Here is a 16,544-nt window from a genome sequence, read left to right on the forward strand (position 1 = left end):
GAAGTTATTTATATCTCCTCCTATATTCTTTGGGAGTAATTTCCATCTCTTTATTAAAAGCTTTTGAGAAATGGAATTGATCGTAATACCCTAAACGGAAAGCAATCTCTTTGATCTTTAGATCGGAGAACTGCAAGAACGAACAAGCCCGTTGAATTTTTAATTGGTTATAATATTCCATTGGAGCATAAGAAGTTCTCTCCGAAAACAATGCACTGAAATGAGATGCGGAATAGCCCACATACTGAGCTATATCCTCCAGCGTAATCTTATTCTCCATATTCTCTTTCATAAAAGAAATGCTCTTCTGTACAAAATCCGTTTCTCTCACCTTCTTTATTTCTCTGAACTGATTAATATACTTCAAAGAAGCCAGAAAATGCATCAGGCAAAAGCTAACATATTCCAGGTTTTCAGGACTATATCCCATTTCCAGATTCTGATACATTTCTTCAAATAGTTGAAAGCGATCATTATAACGGCTCTTATCCGACTCCTCCAAAGATATAGTCTTACCTATTATAGAGGAGAACATAGCCACACCCTCGCCACAGAAATGCAGCCAATAGATACTCCAGGGATTCACTTCGTCTGCTCCATATGCATGTTGCTCATTAGCCGGTAATATAAAAGCCTGATTTTTAGTCAGGATGTACTTTTCACCTTTGTAACTAACCCAACCGCAGCCACTCTCACAATATATAAAGACATTCTCGTTAGTTCCCCTTTCCCTTTCCCTGAAATGATGCTCTGCATGAGGATAGTATCCAATGTGACTGACAAATAATTGTTTTGTAATATTATTCTCTCGTTGAAGGTTACGTATATTATAAGGTGTAACGATAGCCTTCTCTCCTTTAAAACCTTCTGCAACCTTTTCCATGGTATTTGATTTTGGTGGTATTTTACATATATATCATAGTATTTTACATGAATCCTTGTTCAGCCAGCATATTCAAGCATTTACAACCATAAATATAATAAGATTATACATTAAATTGATAACAATCTGCATTTTTTTATTAAGTTTTATGGCATACATTTGCCATACAATAAATCGTATATCATGAAAACAAAATCATTTAGCAACAATTTTTACTTATTACTTATTTCACTGGTATCTGCTATGGGAGGGCTGCTCTTCGGATACGATTGGGTAGTCATTGGAGGTGCCAAACCATTCTATGAAATCTTCTTTGCAATTGAGAATTCTCCCGGTATGCAGGGATGGGTTATGGGCAGTGCCATTCTTGGCTGTTTAATAGGGGTAACAATCGCAGGTAGCTTATCTGATAAATATGGGCGCAAACCTTTGATGATAATAGCAGCTATCACTTTTACCGTTTCTGCAATAGGTACAGGAGCAGTCAATGACCTCAATTGGTTTATCTTTTACCGCATATTCGGTGGTATTGGCATCGGCATTGCTTCCAACCTATCACCCATGTATATAGCCGAAGTATCACCCAGCCATGTACGAGGAAAGTTCGTATCAATCAACCAATTGACAATTGTATTAGGTATTCTGGTAGCCCAGTTCGTTAACTGGCTGATCGCTGAACCGGTAGTTTCCGGCGAAAACATGCTGGAAACATGGAATGGACAAATGGGATGGCGCTGGATGTTCTGGGCAGAAGTAGTACCTTCGGCACTCTTCTTCATCCTTATATTCTTCATTCCCGAAAGCCCACGTTGGCTAGCCACAAAATTACAATACGGTAAAGCTGAAAATATTCTGAGCCACATAGGTGGAAAAGAATATGCCAAAAAAGAAATTGAAAGCATTAAAACAGTTATAAGTGCCACTAAAGAGAAGTTAAATATCCGCCTGCTTTTTCAAGGCAAGATACCGGGAATATTGTTAATAGGCATCGTTATTGCAGCCTTCCAGCAATGGTGCGGACTGAACGTAGTGTTCAACTATGCCCAGGAAATCTTTGCAGCTGCAGGTTATGGTGTTTCTGATATCCTATTCAATATCGTAGTAACAGGTGTGACGAATGTAATATTCACCTTTGTAGGCATGTACACTGTAGATAAGCTGGGACGACGCTCCCTCATGTTATTCGGAGCGTCAGGTCTTGCCATCATTTATATCATTATGGGCATATGCTACTATCTCAATATAACCGGAATGGCCGTACTAATTATGGTTGTATTAGCTATAGCATGCTATGCAATGACACTTGCTCCCGTTACATGGGTCGTATTATCTGAGATCTTCCCCAACCGTATCCGTGGTATGGCAATGGCAGTATCCACCTTCTCTCTTTGGGCAGCTTGTTTTGTACTGACATATACATTCCCCTTATTAAATTCCGGATTAGGTGCCTATGGTACTTTCTGGTTATACGGAATTATATGTATTCTCGGATTTGTATTCATTAAAATCAGGCTACCTGAAACAAAAGGAAAATCACTGGAAAGCATTGAGAAAGAATTAACTAGTTAAAAACAACATATCACTTATCGAATTAAATTTCACTTAGGCGATGACAGGAGATCACCGCTTAACTGATTCCTTATTGTCTAAAAAAACAATAAATACCTTATGGAGAAAATTACAGAATATTTAATTAAGCCAACACTTTCAGAAAAAGGAGTTGTAAAAGTTTGGAAAGAAACAATCAAACTTCCGACTTATGAGATCGGAGAGGAAGAAAAAAATCCCATCTTTCTGGAAAAGCGTGTTTATCAAGGAAGTTCAGGAGTAGTTTACCCTTATCCTGTCGTAGAAAAGATATGCGATGAGAAAAAAGAAAAAGACTATCAGGCTTACTTCCTCGAAAACGAATACCTTAAAATTATGATCTTGCCGGAATTGGGAGGGCGAGTACAAATGGCTTATGACAAAGTGAAGAAACGCCACTTTGTCTACTACAACCAAGTCATTAAACCAGCCTTAGTAGGTTTGACCGGCCCCTGGATATCAGGCGGAATTGAATTCAACTGGCCTCAGCATCATCGTCCAAGCACATACTTACCCACCGACTGTATGATTGAAGAAAATGCAGACGGTAGTAAAACGGTCTGGTGCAATGAAGTAGAGCGTATGTTCAATACGAAAGGGATGCAAGGATTTACACTTCATCCGGACAAAGCTTATCTGGAAATTAACGTGAAAGTTTATAACCGAACTCCGTTCCCTCAAACTTTCCTTTGGTGGGCAAACCCTGCCGTTGTTGTGAACGACCACTATCACTCGGTTTTTCCACCCGATGTGCATGCTGTTTTCGATCATGGAAAAAGAGATGTATCCAATTTTCCCATAGCTACAGGCATATATTACAAACAGGACTATTCGGAAGGTGTCGATATTTCCAAATATAAGAATATCCCTGTCCCCACTTCATACATGGCCATAAAGTCACGTTATGACTTTGTAGGTGGCTACGAAGAGCATGTACAGGCAGGACTATTACATGTAGCCGATCATCACCTCTCACCGGGAAAGAAACAATGGACTTGGGGAAATGGTGATTTCGGCATCGCATGGGACAGAAACCTTACCGATGAAGATGGTCCTTACATAGAATTGATGACAGGTGTTTATACAGATAACCAACCTGATTTCACATGGTTACAACCCTATGAGGAAAAGTCATGGAAGCAATACTTCCTGCCATATAGTGAAGTGGGATATGTAAAGAACGCAACCAAAGACTTCATTCTGAACCTGGATGTAGCGAAAAATACGGCCCATATCATCGTATATGCAACCGGCAGACAAGAAAATATCAAAGTAGAATTGAGAGACATAGCAGGAAAAATCCTGTTTGATAAAGTAACCACACTTTCACCGGAAAATATTTTCAAAAGCCAAGTAAGCATAGCGGAACAACTGCCGGAAAATCTGATCCTATCTTTATATGATAATAATGGCAAATTACTTTTAGAATATAAAGCCGATAAACCAGAAATAAAACCGACCCCGGATCCGGCTAAAGCTGCCAAACAGCCTAAAGAGATAGCTTCTATTGAGCAACTCTTCCTGACCGGATTACATTTGGAGCAATACCGCCATGCAACGTATGATCCAATGGCTTACTATATGGAAGCACTGGAAAGAGAACCGGGTGATATACGTTGTAATAATGCCGTAGGCTTACTGAATATGCGCCGGGGCAAATTTGAAGAAGCTGAACAGTACTTCCATACGGCAATAAAGACACTGACAGAGCGCAATCCTAATCCATATGATGGAGAACCTTATTATAACTTAGGATGGAGCCTGAAAATGCAGGGTAAGTATGATGAAGCATATAGTGCCTATTACAAAGCCACCTGGAATGCAGCCTGGAGAGATGCCGGATACTTCGGTGTAGCTCAGATAGACAGTATCAGAAAAGATTGGAATGTCGCTCTGGAACATGTCGATCTGGCCCTTATCCATAATTGGCATAACCATAAAGCACGCCAGTTGAAAGCCTCCATCCTGAGACATTCCGGAGAAACTGAAAAAGCTCTGAAGTTCATCGAAGAGTCATTGACTATTGATAAGTTTAACCTGGGATGCCGGTTTGAGAAATATTTCATTGGGAATAATCTTACTGAGTTACAGGAAATGACAAGTATGCTCAATGGCAGCGTACACAACTATATTGAGTATGCATTTGATTTTGCCTCCGCAGGAATGTATGAAGAAGCATCCCGAATTATGCATATCTACATGGAAGGACGAACTGATATCTATCCTATGGCAGCTTATATGTTAGGATACTTTGCATCAAGATCTGGAAACGAGGAAGTAGCCCGTCAGTGGTATCAGAAAGCACAAAGTCTATCTCCTGATAAGTGCTTCCCCAACAGAATCAATGAAATCAATGTACTGACAGATGCTATGAGAATGAATCCTGCTGATTATAAGGCTCCTTATTATCTGGGTAATTTCTGGTATGCACATCGTCGCTATGAAGAGGCAATCAGCTGCTGGGAGAAATCTGTAGAAATAAACAATCGGTTCCCCACTGCTTTGCGTAACCTTTCACTGGCCTATTACAATAAAAGGAATAAGAAAGAAGAAGCACGCCAACTATTGGAAAAGGCTTTCGAACTGGATAAAACAGATTCCCGCATATTTATGGAACTGGACCAGTTATATAAGAAGATGGGAAGGGAACATGCAGAACGTCTGGCACTCCTGGAAGAACATCTGGAACTGGTGGAACAACGGGACGACTTATGTATCGAACGGATAACGCTCTACAATCTTTTAGGGAATTATGAAAAAGCAAAAGATCTGATATCCAATCGAAAATTCCACCCATGGGAAGGCGGTGAAGGCAAAGTGACAGGACAATACATACTCTGTCGGGTAGAATTAGCTAAAAAGGCGATTAAAGAGAATCGATATTCAGAGGCTCTTGCACTTTTAAAAGAGACAGAATTCTATCCGCATAACTTGGGAGAAGGTAAACTGAGTAATGCTGAAGAAAATGAAGTCGATTATTACAAAGGAATAGCTTATCAGAAGCTGGGTAATGATACTGAGTCAACCAAATATTTAATGAAAGCAACCCAAGGTTCCACAGAACCTCAGCAAGCATTCTACTATAATGACCAGCAACCTGACAAGATATTCTATCAAGGACTTGCCTGGAGAGCATTAGGAGAAGAGAATAAAGCCAGAAGCCGCTTTAACAAGTTAATCGACCACGGTAAAAAGCACCTCTTCGATGACTGTAAAATTGATTATTTCGCAGTATCATTGCCGGAACTTGCCATATGGGAAGACAATCTGAATATCCGTAACAAAATACACTGCTATTACGTAATGGCATTAGGTTACAGCGGATTAGGTCAGAAGGAACTTGCAGAAAAATATTATTCATTGGTAAAAGAGCTTGATATTAACAAGCAAGTTTTCAGGGAGTAGGGCTAATACCGGTAGAGGAGAATCTTTTTTTCTCCTCTACGGTAAGTCCGATAATATCATAAATACTCCAAAAGAGTACATCTAAGTATCTTGAATTATTATGTTAACAATAATCTATAAGCCATGAAACAGAACTATTTACTATTTGTATCAATTATGCTTCTGCTACTAGTAGGATGCAAGGACGATAATGAATCATCGTACCCCGACTCTGCTGCACCTGAAATAGTAGTAAAAAGGAATGAGCTGTATTCGCTTCCCAACCGGAAATTTGTAATCAAGGCAGACCTGAAGGACGATTTAGGGTTGAAAAGTTTGCAAATCAGTATTCCTGAATTCTATCTGGATAAAGAGATCACATTTCCAACAAACGAACTGGTTACAGAATATGAATTAGCTTATGAATTTCTTGCACCTGCCGACACCAAAGGCACAGATACATTCAAAGTCAACTTATTATTGACAGATGTATCAGGCAACAGTGTCACCAAAGAGCTGACACTACACCTTGACGGTGACTTTAATGCACCCAACCTCAGTAACGTAAAACCGACTGATGGAAGTGTTATTTTCCAAAGTGAAGACATGCAGCTTGACATCTCTTTTAATGTAACAGACGTCACCGGAATTGATTCTGTGATAGTCACCGTAGACGATCTTAAAATCAATGAGAAGATCAAAGTCGGTGGTCAGAAAGAATACACCTTTGAAAAGACTTTTGCAATTCCATCTGACTTGAGATCCTATGAAATCATCATTACAACTGTAGATAACTTTGTTGAGCCTAATAAGAAAAGCCAGAGCATCAAATTTAGTGTTGCTGACGGTTTGACCGAAATGTATCTTGCGGATGTACCTGTTAGTACAGATCTTGCAGAAGACATATTTGGAGTGCCGATGTACTATCACAAGAAAAAAGATGGCATATTTACATTCAAATATTATGCAGACCGTGACAATAAGGAGATCTATTTCCTTGGACAAGAAACTTCATTCGAACCTCATTGTTTTGGTTCACCGGAAGAAGGTAAACTGGAAAACAGCACCTCAGCCCAACCGGTTATACTTCCCCAAAAAGGATATTATGAAATATCTGTTGATGTATCTACAATGAGCTATACAGCAACTCAATACACTCCGACATCCACTGTATATGATCCTGCCCGCATCACCATTTGCGGTAATGGTATGGCATTAGGTGACTGGGACCCCAATAATACAGATTTGTTATTATCCACAAACCCGGATAACCCATATCAACTGGAAAGAACACTGACACTGACCGGAGGCGATGTAGCAATAACTATCACATCACCAGGATGGGGAAGTCCTTTCTGGCGTCTGGATGAAAATGGAATAACCGTATTACTCGGCGGAGCAAACTTCTCATATAAAGGAGCAGAAGGCACTTATAAATTCGTAATGGATACCGAATTAGAACGTGCTACCTTAGTGAAAGAATAATATTTAAAAGCATACTAAAATGAAGAACATTCTAATATCAATCATATTTTTGTCATTATCATGCCTTACGGCAAAAGGACAAATAAAAGTACAAGGTACTGTTGTCGATGCACTCAGCGAACCTTTGGTAGGAGTTAATATTGTAGAGAAAGGAACCACCAACGGGGTTATTACCGACATAAACGGAGCATACACTATTACGGTTGCCAATAGTAACTCTGAACTCACATTCTCATATATCTCATACAAAACGGTAACCCAGAAAGTTGGGCAAAGAAGTACCATTAACGTCACATTAGTAGAAGATGCAGAAGCATTGGAAGAAGTCGTGGTAGTAGGCTTTGGTACCGTGAAGAAAAGTGATCTGACAAGCTCTATCAGTTCCGTCAAAGGTAGTGATGTAAGGAGTATGAATGTCAGTAATGCTACTGAAAGTCTTCAGGGAAAGGTTGCCGGAATACAAATCATCGGAGCAGGAAATCCGGGTGGGCAACCGAAAGTTCTCATCAGAGGTATCTCTACCATCAACCTTACTACCGATCCCCTCTATGTAGTGGACGGGGTGCCGATGAGTGGAGGAATTAACTTCCTTAATCCGAACGAAATCGAGAGTATGGAAATACTAAAAGACGCTTCTGCCAGTGCTATTTACGGTAGCCGTGCATCTAACGGAGTTATTATGATTACCACCCGTAAAGGCGTGGAAGGAAAACCTGCTTTTTACCTGGATATGAACTACGGAGTACAAGAGATGAAAAACCCGTATAATATGGCCAACGCAGTGGAATATGCTGAGATATTAAACAAGGCAGCCGAAAATGCAGGCTACCCCAAGGAATTCGATAATCCGGCAGATTACACAGGCAAAACCACTGATTGGTGGGGAGCAGGCATTCGTAAATATTCTCCGCAAATGAATGTCAGCCTCGGTGTACAAGGCGGAACTGAGAAGAATAAATATGCCGTAAGTTTAAACTATTACAGCCAGGACTCTTTCTATGATAAAGGAGGATATAAGAGATTTACTTCTCGTTTCACGAACGACTACATCTTTAATAAAGTTGTGTCTGTCGGCTTTATGCTGAATCCACGCTACGAATCATGGGGTAACCCGACAAACTGGGCCGATTTTGACCGTATAGACCCTATCACTCCAATCTATAAGCCTGCTGAAGAACTGACAGGAGAAGAAAATGAATATAGTATATACGCCCGTTCTCCGTCCTATGTATGGAACCCTGTAGCTACTGTAAAAAGATGGAAAGAGAGTAATAAGAGCTATGCTTTGTCATCTTCTGCTTATTTGCAGATTAAGCCTATAAAAGACCTTATCTTCCGTTCCCAATTCTCCATTGAACTGGATTCACGTATTACCGATAAGTTCTCCCCCGATTTTGTAATTGACCCGGCCCATGAGTTCCAAACAAACAATAAAGTAGAACGTAGCCAACCGATGTATCGTAACTGGAGTTTACAGAACACATTGACTTACCTGAAAACATTTGTAGAAAAACATAATGTAAGTTTTATGGTAGGTAATACACTTGAAGAATGGAATGGAACATCACTTTCGGGAAGCCAGGAAAAGATTCCTAATAACTCCGATAGCCTGCAAGAACTGGATGCCGGTACATTAAACCCGAAAACCGGTGGTAGCTCTTATACAAATTCCGTTATGTCCTATTTAGGGAGAATTACCTATAATTACGATAACAAGTATTATCTTACAGCAACCTATCGTATAGACGGTTCTTCCAAGTTCATGAAGAAAAATAAATGGGCATCATTCCCGTCCGCATCCCTTGCATGGCGTGTATCCAGCGAACCGTTCATGAGCAGTACTGCAGAAATCATCAATGACCTGAAAGTAAGAGTAGGTTGGGGACGTGTAGGTAATCAAAATCTTCCATCAAGTGTATACATGTCCAAACTGGGACAAAATTATTATGTATTCGGTGATAATACAGTTAATACCACCTATCCGAGTGCCATTAAAAATGAAGACATTCGTTGGGAAACAGTGGAAGATATCAATGCTGGCATTGACTTCAGCTTATTTAAAGGTAAACTGAGCGGTTCATTGGAATACTACGTAAAGAACACTAAAGATATGCTTTTCCAAAAAGCTTATCCCAGCTATTCCGGATACCCCAGCGATGCAAAAATCTGGACCAATGTGGGATCAATGCGTAGCAAAGGCTTCGAGGTAAGCATTGGTTATAATGATAAAATCGGTGATTTCCAATGGGGAGCAAACTTCACTCTGACTACGTTCAATGTAAAAATGACCGAGTTGACAGGTGATAAAGAACCATTATATGGAAACGGCGAAAAGACAATGACCATTGAAGGAGAAGAACCAGGATTCTTCTATGGATACAAAGCTGATGGAATCTTCCAGAATAAAACAGAACTCAACAGACATACTAATAACAAGGGAGAATTCCTGCAACCTTATGCAGTAGAAGGAGATATCCGATTCCTTGATATCAATGGAGACGGTGTTTTAAATGCTGATGACCGCACTAAAATTGGTTCGCCATGGGCTGATGCCACAATGGGATTGAATCTGAACTTCAGTTATAAGAACTTCGACTTGGCTGCCAATTTCTATGCCAGCATAGGTAACGATCTTGTGAATCAGAATAAGGATGAGCTCAACAATGCAGTAGGAAAAACTAACAAATTAAGCGGCTTGCTTAATGAAGCATGGCATGGTGAAGGAACATCAAACGATATTCCACGTCTGTCAACTACAGATAACAACCAGAATTTCTCTAAATTCTCGTCATTCTATATCGAAGATGGTTCATTCCTCCGTCTGAAAAACCTTCAATTGGGATATACTTTCAAGAAAATTCCCGGGCTCACAAAATTACGCCTGTATGTATCTGCACAAAACCTGTTTACGTTGACCGGCTATAAGGGCGTAGAACCTGAGGTATCCGGTGATGTACTAAGTTTCGGTTTCGGCGGATGGAATTATCCTGTACAAAGAATGTATGCAGCAGGAGTAAACATCACTTTCTAACTAATAAAAGAGAACAATTATGAAAAAAATAATATTGGCAATCATAACAGTATCATTAGGACTTTTTTCCTGTGAAGACTTTATCGAGCATGATGAGAGAGGAACCCAAAACCTGGACAACTATTTCATAACAGACGGAGAGTGTCAGGAATTTGTAAACGACTTATATAAACGTGCCTTCATGCATTATGACTGGAATCAGATAGTTGCCGCCAGGCTGGCTAATGAAACTGCCACCGATGATGCCTGGATGGGAAACACCGGACAAAGTGCAGCAGATTTCGAACCTGCTGCCCAATATCTGATAACTCCCAACAGAATGGGATATCTTACTTCTCTGTATAAAATACGCTATGAGAATATAATGGGATGTAACATTGCAATCAATTCCATCCCCAATTCACCCATATCCGAAGGACAAAGAGAACAATATATAGGTGAAGCCTTGTTCTTGCGTGCATACAATTACTTAGATTTGGTTTCTAATTTCGGAGATGTTCCACTAATTCTCAATGTTCTGTCATCCAGTGAAATGGATAAGGAACGTGACAGCAAAGAAAGAATCTATCAACAAATTGAAAGTGACCTGAAAGCAGCTTTATTAAAAGTAAAAACGTCATATGGTGATTCAGATAAAGGAAGAGCCAGTAAATGGGCATGCACTGCTTTGTTGGCACGTGTTAACCTTTATCAGGGAAAATGGGAAGAAGCTTATCATTATGCAGACACCACCATCGTAAATAGCGGACACAAGCTTGAACCTAATTTCGTAGATATATGGAGCGTGAACAATCATAATGGAGTAGAGTCTATTATCGAATCACAAACGGGCACTGACTCTGACAAACAATTAGGTAACCAACTTTGTACATTTACCGGAGCACGTGGAGAAAAGAAAGAGAACTTTCCCAGCAACAGCACAGATGATGTCATGGATGGTTGGGGATGGTGTACACCTACCAGCAATTTAGAGAATTGCTATTTGTCCGAAGGTGATGATGTCAGACGTCGCAGCACTATTACAAGATGTGGAGAGGCCGCTTACGGTGACGAAGAGTTAAATCCAACTCACATCTTCGATCTTGCCCAAAATAAGTCTGGTCGCATTATTCGTAAATATTATCTCCCGATTGCTACAAGAAGAATATTGGTAGATAAAAGAATGAACGCTCCTCTTAACACTCCTATCATACGTTTAGCAGAGATGTACCTTACCAGAGCTGAAGCTGCTTACCATTTGAATAAACTCACAGAAGCTATGGATGATATAGATTTCATACGAGCCAGAGTAAAACTTGCTCCCAAGAAAGGAACAATATCAGGAACAGACATTCTATATGCCATCTGGAAAGAACGCCGCATGGAACTTGCTTTTGAAGGATTACGCTTGTTCGACATAAGAAGACAAATAGACCCGGCAACCAACAAGCCAGTCATTAATGGCTTGATGGGACCTAATGGTAGTTTTGTTTTGTATAACACGGCACAGTCATCAGACGAATATGAGACTACCAATAAAAAGGAATTGCAAGATAAAGGCATCAATTTCGATCCAAACAAACACTTGTTATGGCCGATCCCACAATCAGAAATAGACCGTAGCTTCGGCAAGATTACACAGAATCCGAATTATTAATTATGTAGAATCGTTTCATCCGAAACACATCTGATCACCATGATCATATAACTTTCGGATGAAACATTAATAGATTATAAGAATGAAATATAGAATCAACATCATTGAAATTATATTAGGTGCTACATTCGCATTTGCATCATGTGCTTCAAAGTTAGAAACACCTCCCCCGCCAGTCTATTCCGATACGAGAACAATGACCATTAGGTTGAATCAGGAACAACAAACCATTGACGGTTTCGGCGCATCGGATGCCTGGCGCTGTCAAATGGTAGGTAAATACTGGCCGGAAGCAAAAAAGAATGCCATAGCCGATTTACTGTTTAGTAAAGAAGTAGACGAAAAAGGCAATCCTAAAGGAATAGGATTATCTATCTGGAGATTTTATCTGGGTGCAGGCAGTATGGAACAAGGACCTGAAAGTGACATTTCCGATGAATGGCGCCGTGCCGAATGTTTCCAGGCTGCCGATGGCACATACAACTGGCAGAAGCAAGAAGGACAAAGATGGTTTCTGCAAGCTGCCCGCCAACGGGGAGTTGAAAAATATCTGGCTTTTACAATCAGTGCACCAGTCCATATGACATTGAACGGAAAAGCTTTCTCATCTCAGAAGCAAAAAATGAATATCAAAGAAGATATGATGCCTGCTTATGCAGATTTCTTAGTTGATTGTATTGATAACCTACAGAAAAATGAAGGAATTACATTCAACTATTTAAGTCCGGTAAATGAACCTCAATGGGATTGGATGGCCGGCAATAACGGAAAGGCAAGTCAAGAAGGTACTCCTGCTACCAATGAAGAAGTATATCAGCTTACCTCATTGTTATCTGAAAGATTGCACAACCGCGGACTTACAACTAAAATAGCACTGGGAGAAGCAGCCGCCATTAATTATTTATACGAAAATGTGAATGGTGAAACACGCGACAATCAGATCGATGAATTCTGGAAAACCTCATCACCCCTATCTATCACTTCACTGCCGAATGTGGAGAATGTAATAACCGGACACAGCTATTTCTCTGTCTGGCCTACCAACGATCAGGTACAATATCGCCAGAAATTAAACGCAAAAGTCAAACAATACCCTGGTCTTAAATATTGGCAAACAGAGTATTGCGTTCTTGAGAATCCCGGTGAGGGTGAAATTCCCGGCGGAGGTGGCGGCCAACGCGATTTAGGAATGAAGACTGCCATTTTTGTAGCCCGTATTATCCATAACGACCTGGCGGTTGCAAACGCATCATCCTGGCAATGGTGGACTTCTCTTACGCGAGCCGACTACAAAGACGGACTTATCTATCTGGACGATGGTAACAGTACCGGCTCACAAAGTCCGGAATATTGCAAGAAAGACGGATATGCCCGCCCTTCTAAATTGATGTGGGCTTTGGGAAACTATTCACGCTTTATACGTCCGGGTATGAAAAGGATAGAAGTTGAAAATCAAAACCCGGTACAGGCAGCAACAGATGTCATGATCAGTGCATACAAAGATGCAGCAACCAAGATACTTGTAATTGTAGCCATCAATACGAATGAAAATGAACGTACATATCAACTCGATATTGACGGACAAATAAAGAATCAAAGTCTGATTCCTTATATTACCTCCGAGGGGTCAAACCTGGAGAAAGGTAAAGAAGTTGCTGTAGATAATATAGTCATCCCTGCTAAATCAATCGTGACTTATATTGGAGAAGTGGAATAAATACTTTAAATTTACATTATGAGAATAAATAGAGTTTTAATCGCCTGGGGCATCATAGCCCTATTAATAACCTCGTGTAAACAAGTAGTACGCGAGATTGATCTCTCCGGAGAATGGGAAGTAGCACTGGACAGTCTGGATAAAGGCATTGCAGGAAAATGGTATCTGGAATCGTTTCCAGATAAGATCACCCTCCCCGGAACACTTTGTGATGCCAGCTATGGAACTCCATGTACCCTCGAACCTACCATGGACAAGGAGATATTCTTAAATTTGAAACGTAAATTCGACTATCTTGGTCCAGCCTGGTACAAGAAAGAATGCTTCATTCCGGCAGAATGGAACGAAAAAGAAGTCTTCCTCACTCTTGAACGCGTGATATGGAATTCACAAGTATGGATCAATGGTACTAAAGTAGAAGGATTCAATGAAAGCCTTACCACTCCTCACTACTTCAATTTGAGTAAGTATCTTGTTCCAGGAGAGAATAACAAAATCGTTATACGCATCGATAACCGGAGACAACATGATATATCAGTCAAAAACCTTGCACATGCTTATACGAACGATACCCAGACTATGTGGAATGGCATCCTCGGAAAAATAGCATTAACAGCAAAAGATAAGGTACAGATTGAGGAATTGCGCTTAACACCCGATATTGATAACCAAACGGTCAATGTCAGTATAAAAATCGGAAGTAACGGTTCATCCCCGGTATCCGGTAAACTTCTGTTCGCTGTCAAAGACCCTAAAGGAAATAAGCTGGCAGATAAAGAAATACAAATAAACAACACTGAAATGACATTCACTTATCCCATTAACAACCCAATGTTGTGGGATGAATTCAACCCTAATATCTACGAAGCAACCGCAACTCTTGAAACGGAAGGCATGACTGATTCGAAATGTGAGACATTCGGTATGAGAAAACTGACGAACCAAAATGCTCTCCTACAGATTAATAACAGAAGACTCTTCCTCAGAGGAACACTGGAGTGTTGCATTTTCCCGCTAAAGGGATATCCACCGATGGACGAATCCGGTTGGGAAAAAGTATTCGGTGCAGCCCGTGATTATGGCATGAACCACCTGCGCTTCCACTCCTGGTGTCCTCCGGAAGCAGCTTTCAACGTAGCTGATAGAATGGGATTCTACATTCAGGTTGAATTGCCTCTATGGACACTCAACGTAGGTGAAGATAAAGGCACTGTCGATTTTCTGTATAACGAAGCTGCCCACATCATGAAAGAATATGGTAATCACCCATCATTCTGTTTCTGGAGTTTGGGTAATGAACTACAAGGAAATTTTAGTGTCATGGATAAATTACTCACCACCATTAAGCAGCAGGATAGCCGTCATTTGTATATGACTACTACATTTACCTTCGAACCAGGACATGGTAGCTGGCCCGAACCTAATGACGACTTCTGGGTTACACAGTGGACTAAAAACGGCTGGGTACGCGGACAAGGAATTTTCGACGATCAACCTGTAAGTTTCAATAAAGACTTCTCCAGTGCTATAGAGGGTTTGCCTGTCCCACTTATTACCCACGAAATCGGACAATACAGTGTATTCCCCAATCTAAAAGAGATTGATAAATATACAGGTAATCTGATACCATTAAACTTCAAAGCCGTAGCCGCAGACCTTAAGAAGAAAGGACGGCTTCATTTGGCAGAAGACAACCTGATGGCAAGTGGCAAACTGGCAACTATTTTATATAAAGAGGAAATAGAACGGGCACTAAAGACTCCCGGATTCAGTGGTTTCCAACTATTGGACCTGCATGACTTCCCCGGACAGGGCACTGCACTCGTTGGTATTATCGATGCATTCTGGGAGAGCAAAGGTTTAATCACTCCTGAAGAATTCCGGAATTTCTGTTCTCCGATAGTACCATTAGCACGCTTTGAGAAAGCGACCTATGTAAATAACGAAACCTTTAAAGCTCAGTTTGAAGCTGCAAACTTCAGCGATAAAGTCCTGAGTGATATTCAACCGGAATGGAGATTAAGTGATTCAAAAGGAACGGTCATTGCACAAGGCTATCTGGATAAGCAAGAAATACCTGTGGGGAATGCATTTAATCTGGGAAGCATCTCTGTTCCTCTGGAATCCATATCCGTTGCCGACCAATTAACTTTATCCATCCGTTTTACAGGAACCCAGTATCAAAACTCCTGGAATGTTTGGGTATATCCTCAGGAAGTACCGGAAGTTGGTAAGGAAATCTTTTACACCCGTAGCTTTGCCGATGCAGAGAAAGCATTAAGTCAAGGGAAAAAGGTATTGCTAAACCCGGAAAAAGAAGAAATTAATGGGCTGGAAGGCAAATTTGTACAAGTATTCTGGAGTCCTGTGCACTTCCCTAACCAACCGGGAACAATGGGAATCCTCTGTGATCCCGCCCATCCGGCATTAGCCGACTTTCCAACTGAAATGCACAGTAACTGGCAATGGTGGGATATTTGCAAGAATGCTACAACCATGGAACTCGACAGTTTAAAGAACAATATGCAACCGATTGTCAGAATGGTAGACAACTTCTATAAGAACAGAAACTTAGGTTTACTATTCGAGGTAAAAGCAGGAGACGGAAAGCTATTAGTATGTAGTTCAGACTTGGCAAAGAATCTCAATACCCGACCTGTAGCCCGCCAATTACGCTATAGCCTCCTGAAATATATGGAAAGTGATAAGTTCAATCCACAAGAAGAGGTTGCATTTAAGCAGATAAAGCAGGTGCTCCATAATGTGAACCGGACAAAGGAAGAAAAGAAATCAATCTATGAGTAATTTAAATTTCTAAAAT

The 16,544-nt window shown here is 40.5% G+C and carries 8 protein-coding genes; 7 read left to right on the forward strand and 1 reads right to left on the reverse strand.

Annotation, left to right across the window (positions count from 1 at the left end):
- Positions 1–4: 4 nt before the first annotated feature.
- Positions 5–883: an AraC family transcriptional regulator gene (locus DW036_RS21990; RefSeq protein ID WP_118466197.1), complete on the reverse strand. Its 879-nt coding sequence runs from the start codon at positions 881–883 to the stop codon at positions 5–7.
- Positions 884–1,066: 183 nt separating this feature from the next.
- On the opposite strand from DW036_RS21990, the gene DW036_RS21995 reads away from it, so the two are divergent.
- The 7 genes from DW036_RS21995 (at position 1,067) to DW036_RS22025 (ending at position 16,528) form a co-directional block, all read left to right on the forward strand.
- Complete coding sequence (locus DW036_RS21995; RefSeq protein ID WP_118466198.1) at positions 1,067–2,452, forward strand: sugar porter family MFS transporter; 1,386 nt, start codon at positions 1,067–1,069, stop codon at positions 2,450–2,452.
- A 99-nt stretch (positions 2,453–2,551) separates the two neighbouring features.
- On the forward strand, positions 2,552–5,875 hold the full coding sequence (locus DW036_RS22000) for a DUF5107 domain-containing protein (protein WP_118466199.1): 3,324 nt from the start codon (positions 2,552–2,554) through the stop codon (positions 5,873–5,875).
- Between the two features lie 123 nt (positions 5,876–5,998).
- On the forward strand, positions 5,999–7,339 hold the full coding sequence (locus tag DW036_RS22005; RefSeq protein WP_118466200.1) for a hypothetical protein: 1,341 nt from the start codon (positions 5,999–6,001) through the stop codon (positions 7,337–7,339).
- Positions 7,340–7,358: 19 nt separating this feature from the next.
- Positions 7,359–10,370: a TonB-dependent receptor gene (locus DW036_RS22010; RefSeq protein WP_118466201.1), complete on the forward strand. Its 3,012-nt coding sequence runs from the start codon at positions 7,359–7,361 to the stop codon at positions 10,368–10,370.
- A 19-nt stretch (positions 10,371–10,389) separates the two neighbouring features.
- Positions 10,390–12,006 (forward strand): RagB/SusD family nutrient uptake outer membrane protein, encoded by a 1,617-nt coding sequence (locus tag DW036_RS22015; RefSeq protein ID WP_118466202.1) that lies wholly within the window; start codon positions 10,390–10,392, stop codon positions 12,004–12,006.
- An 82-nt stretch (positions 12,007–12,088) separates the two neighbouring features.
- Positions 12,089–13,723: a glycoside hydrolase gene (locus DW036_RS22020; protein WP_118466203.1), complete on the forward strand. Its 1,635-nt coding sequence runs from the start codon at positions 12,089–12,091 to the stop codon at positions 13,721–13,723.
- 18 nt (positions 13,724–13,741) lie between these two features.
- Entirely contained in the window at positions 13,742–16,528 is a 2,787-nt protein-coding gene (locus DW036_RS22025; RefSeq protein ID WP_118466204.1) for a glycoside hydrolase family 2 protein, read from the forward strand.
- The last annotated feature ends 16 nt before the right edge of the window (positions 16,529–16,544 follow it).

The organism is Bacteroides sp. AF39-11AC (assembly GCF_003474285.1).
Classification (GTDB): domain Bacteria; phylum Bacteroidota; class Bacteroidia; order Bacteroidales; family Bacteroidaceae; genus Bacteroides.

Bases quoted from the DNA above. Each gene is read 5' to 3' on its own strand.
- DW036_RS22005 (WP_118466200.1), top strand. From the start codon at position 5,999: ATGAAACAGAACTATTTACTATTTGTATCAATTATGCTTCTGCTACTA.
- DW036_RS22015 (WP_118466202.1), top strand. From the start codon at position 10,390: ATGAAAAAAATAATATTGGCAATCATAACAGTATCATTAGGACTTTTT.
- DW036_RS21995 (WP_118466198.1), top strand. From the start codon at position 1,067: ATGAAAACAAAATCATTTAGCAACAATTTTTACTTATTACTTATTTCA.
- DW036_RS22025 (WP_118466204.1), top strand. From the start codon at position 13,742: ATGAGAATAAATAGAGTTTTAATCGCCTGGGGCATCATAGCCCTATTA.
- DW036_RS22000 (WP_118466199.1), top strand. From the start codon at position 2,552: ATGGAGAAAATTACAGAATATTTAATTAAGCCAACACTTTCAGAAAAA.
- DW036_RS21990 (WP_118466197.1), bottom strand. From the start codon at position 883: ATGGAAAAGGTTGCAGAAGGTTTTAAAGGAGAGAAGGCTATCGTTACA.
- DW036_RS22010 (WP_118466201.1), top strand. From the start codon at position 7,359: ATGAAGAACATTCTAATATCAATCATATTTTTGTCATTATCATGCCTT.
- DW036_RS22020 (WP_118466203.1), top strand. From the start codon at position 12,089: ATGAAATATAGAATCAACATCATTGAAATTATATTAGGTGCTACATTC.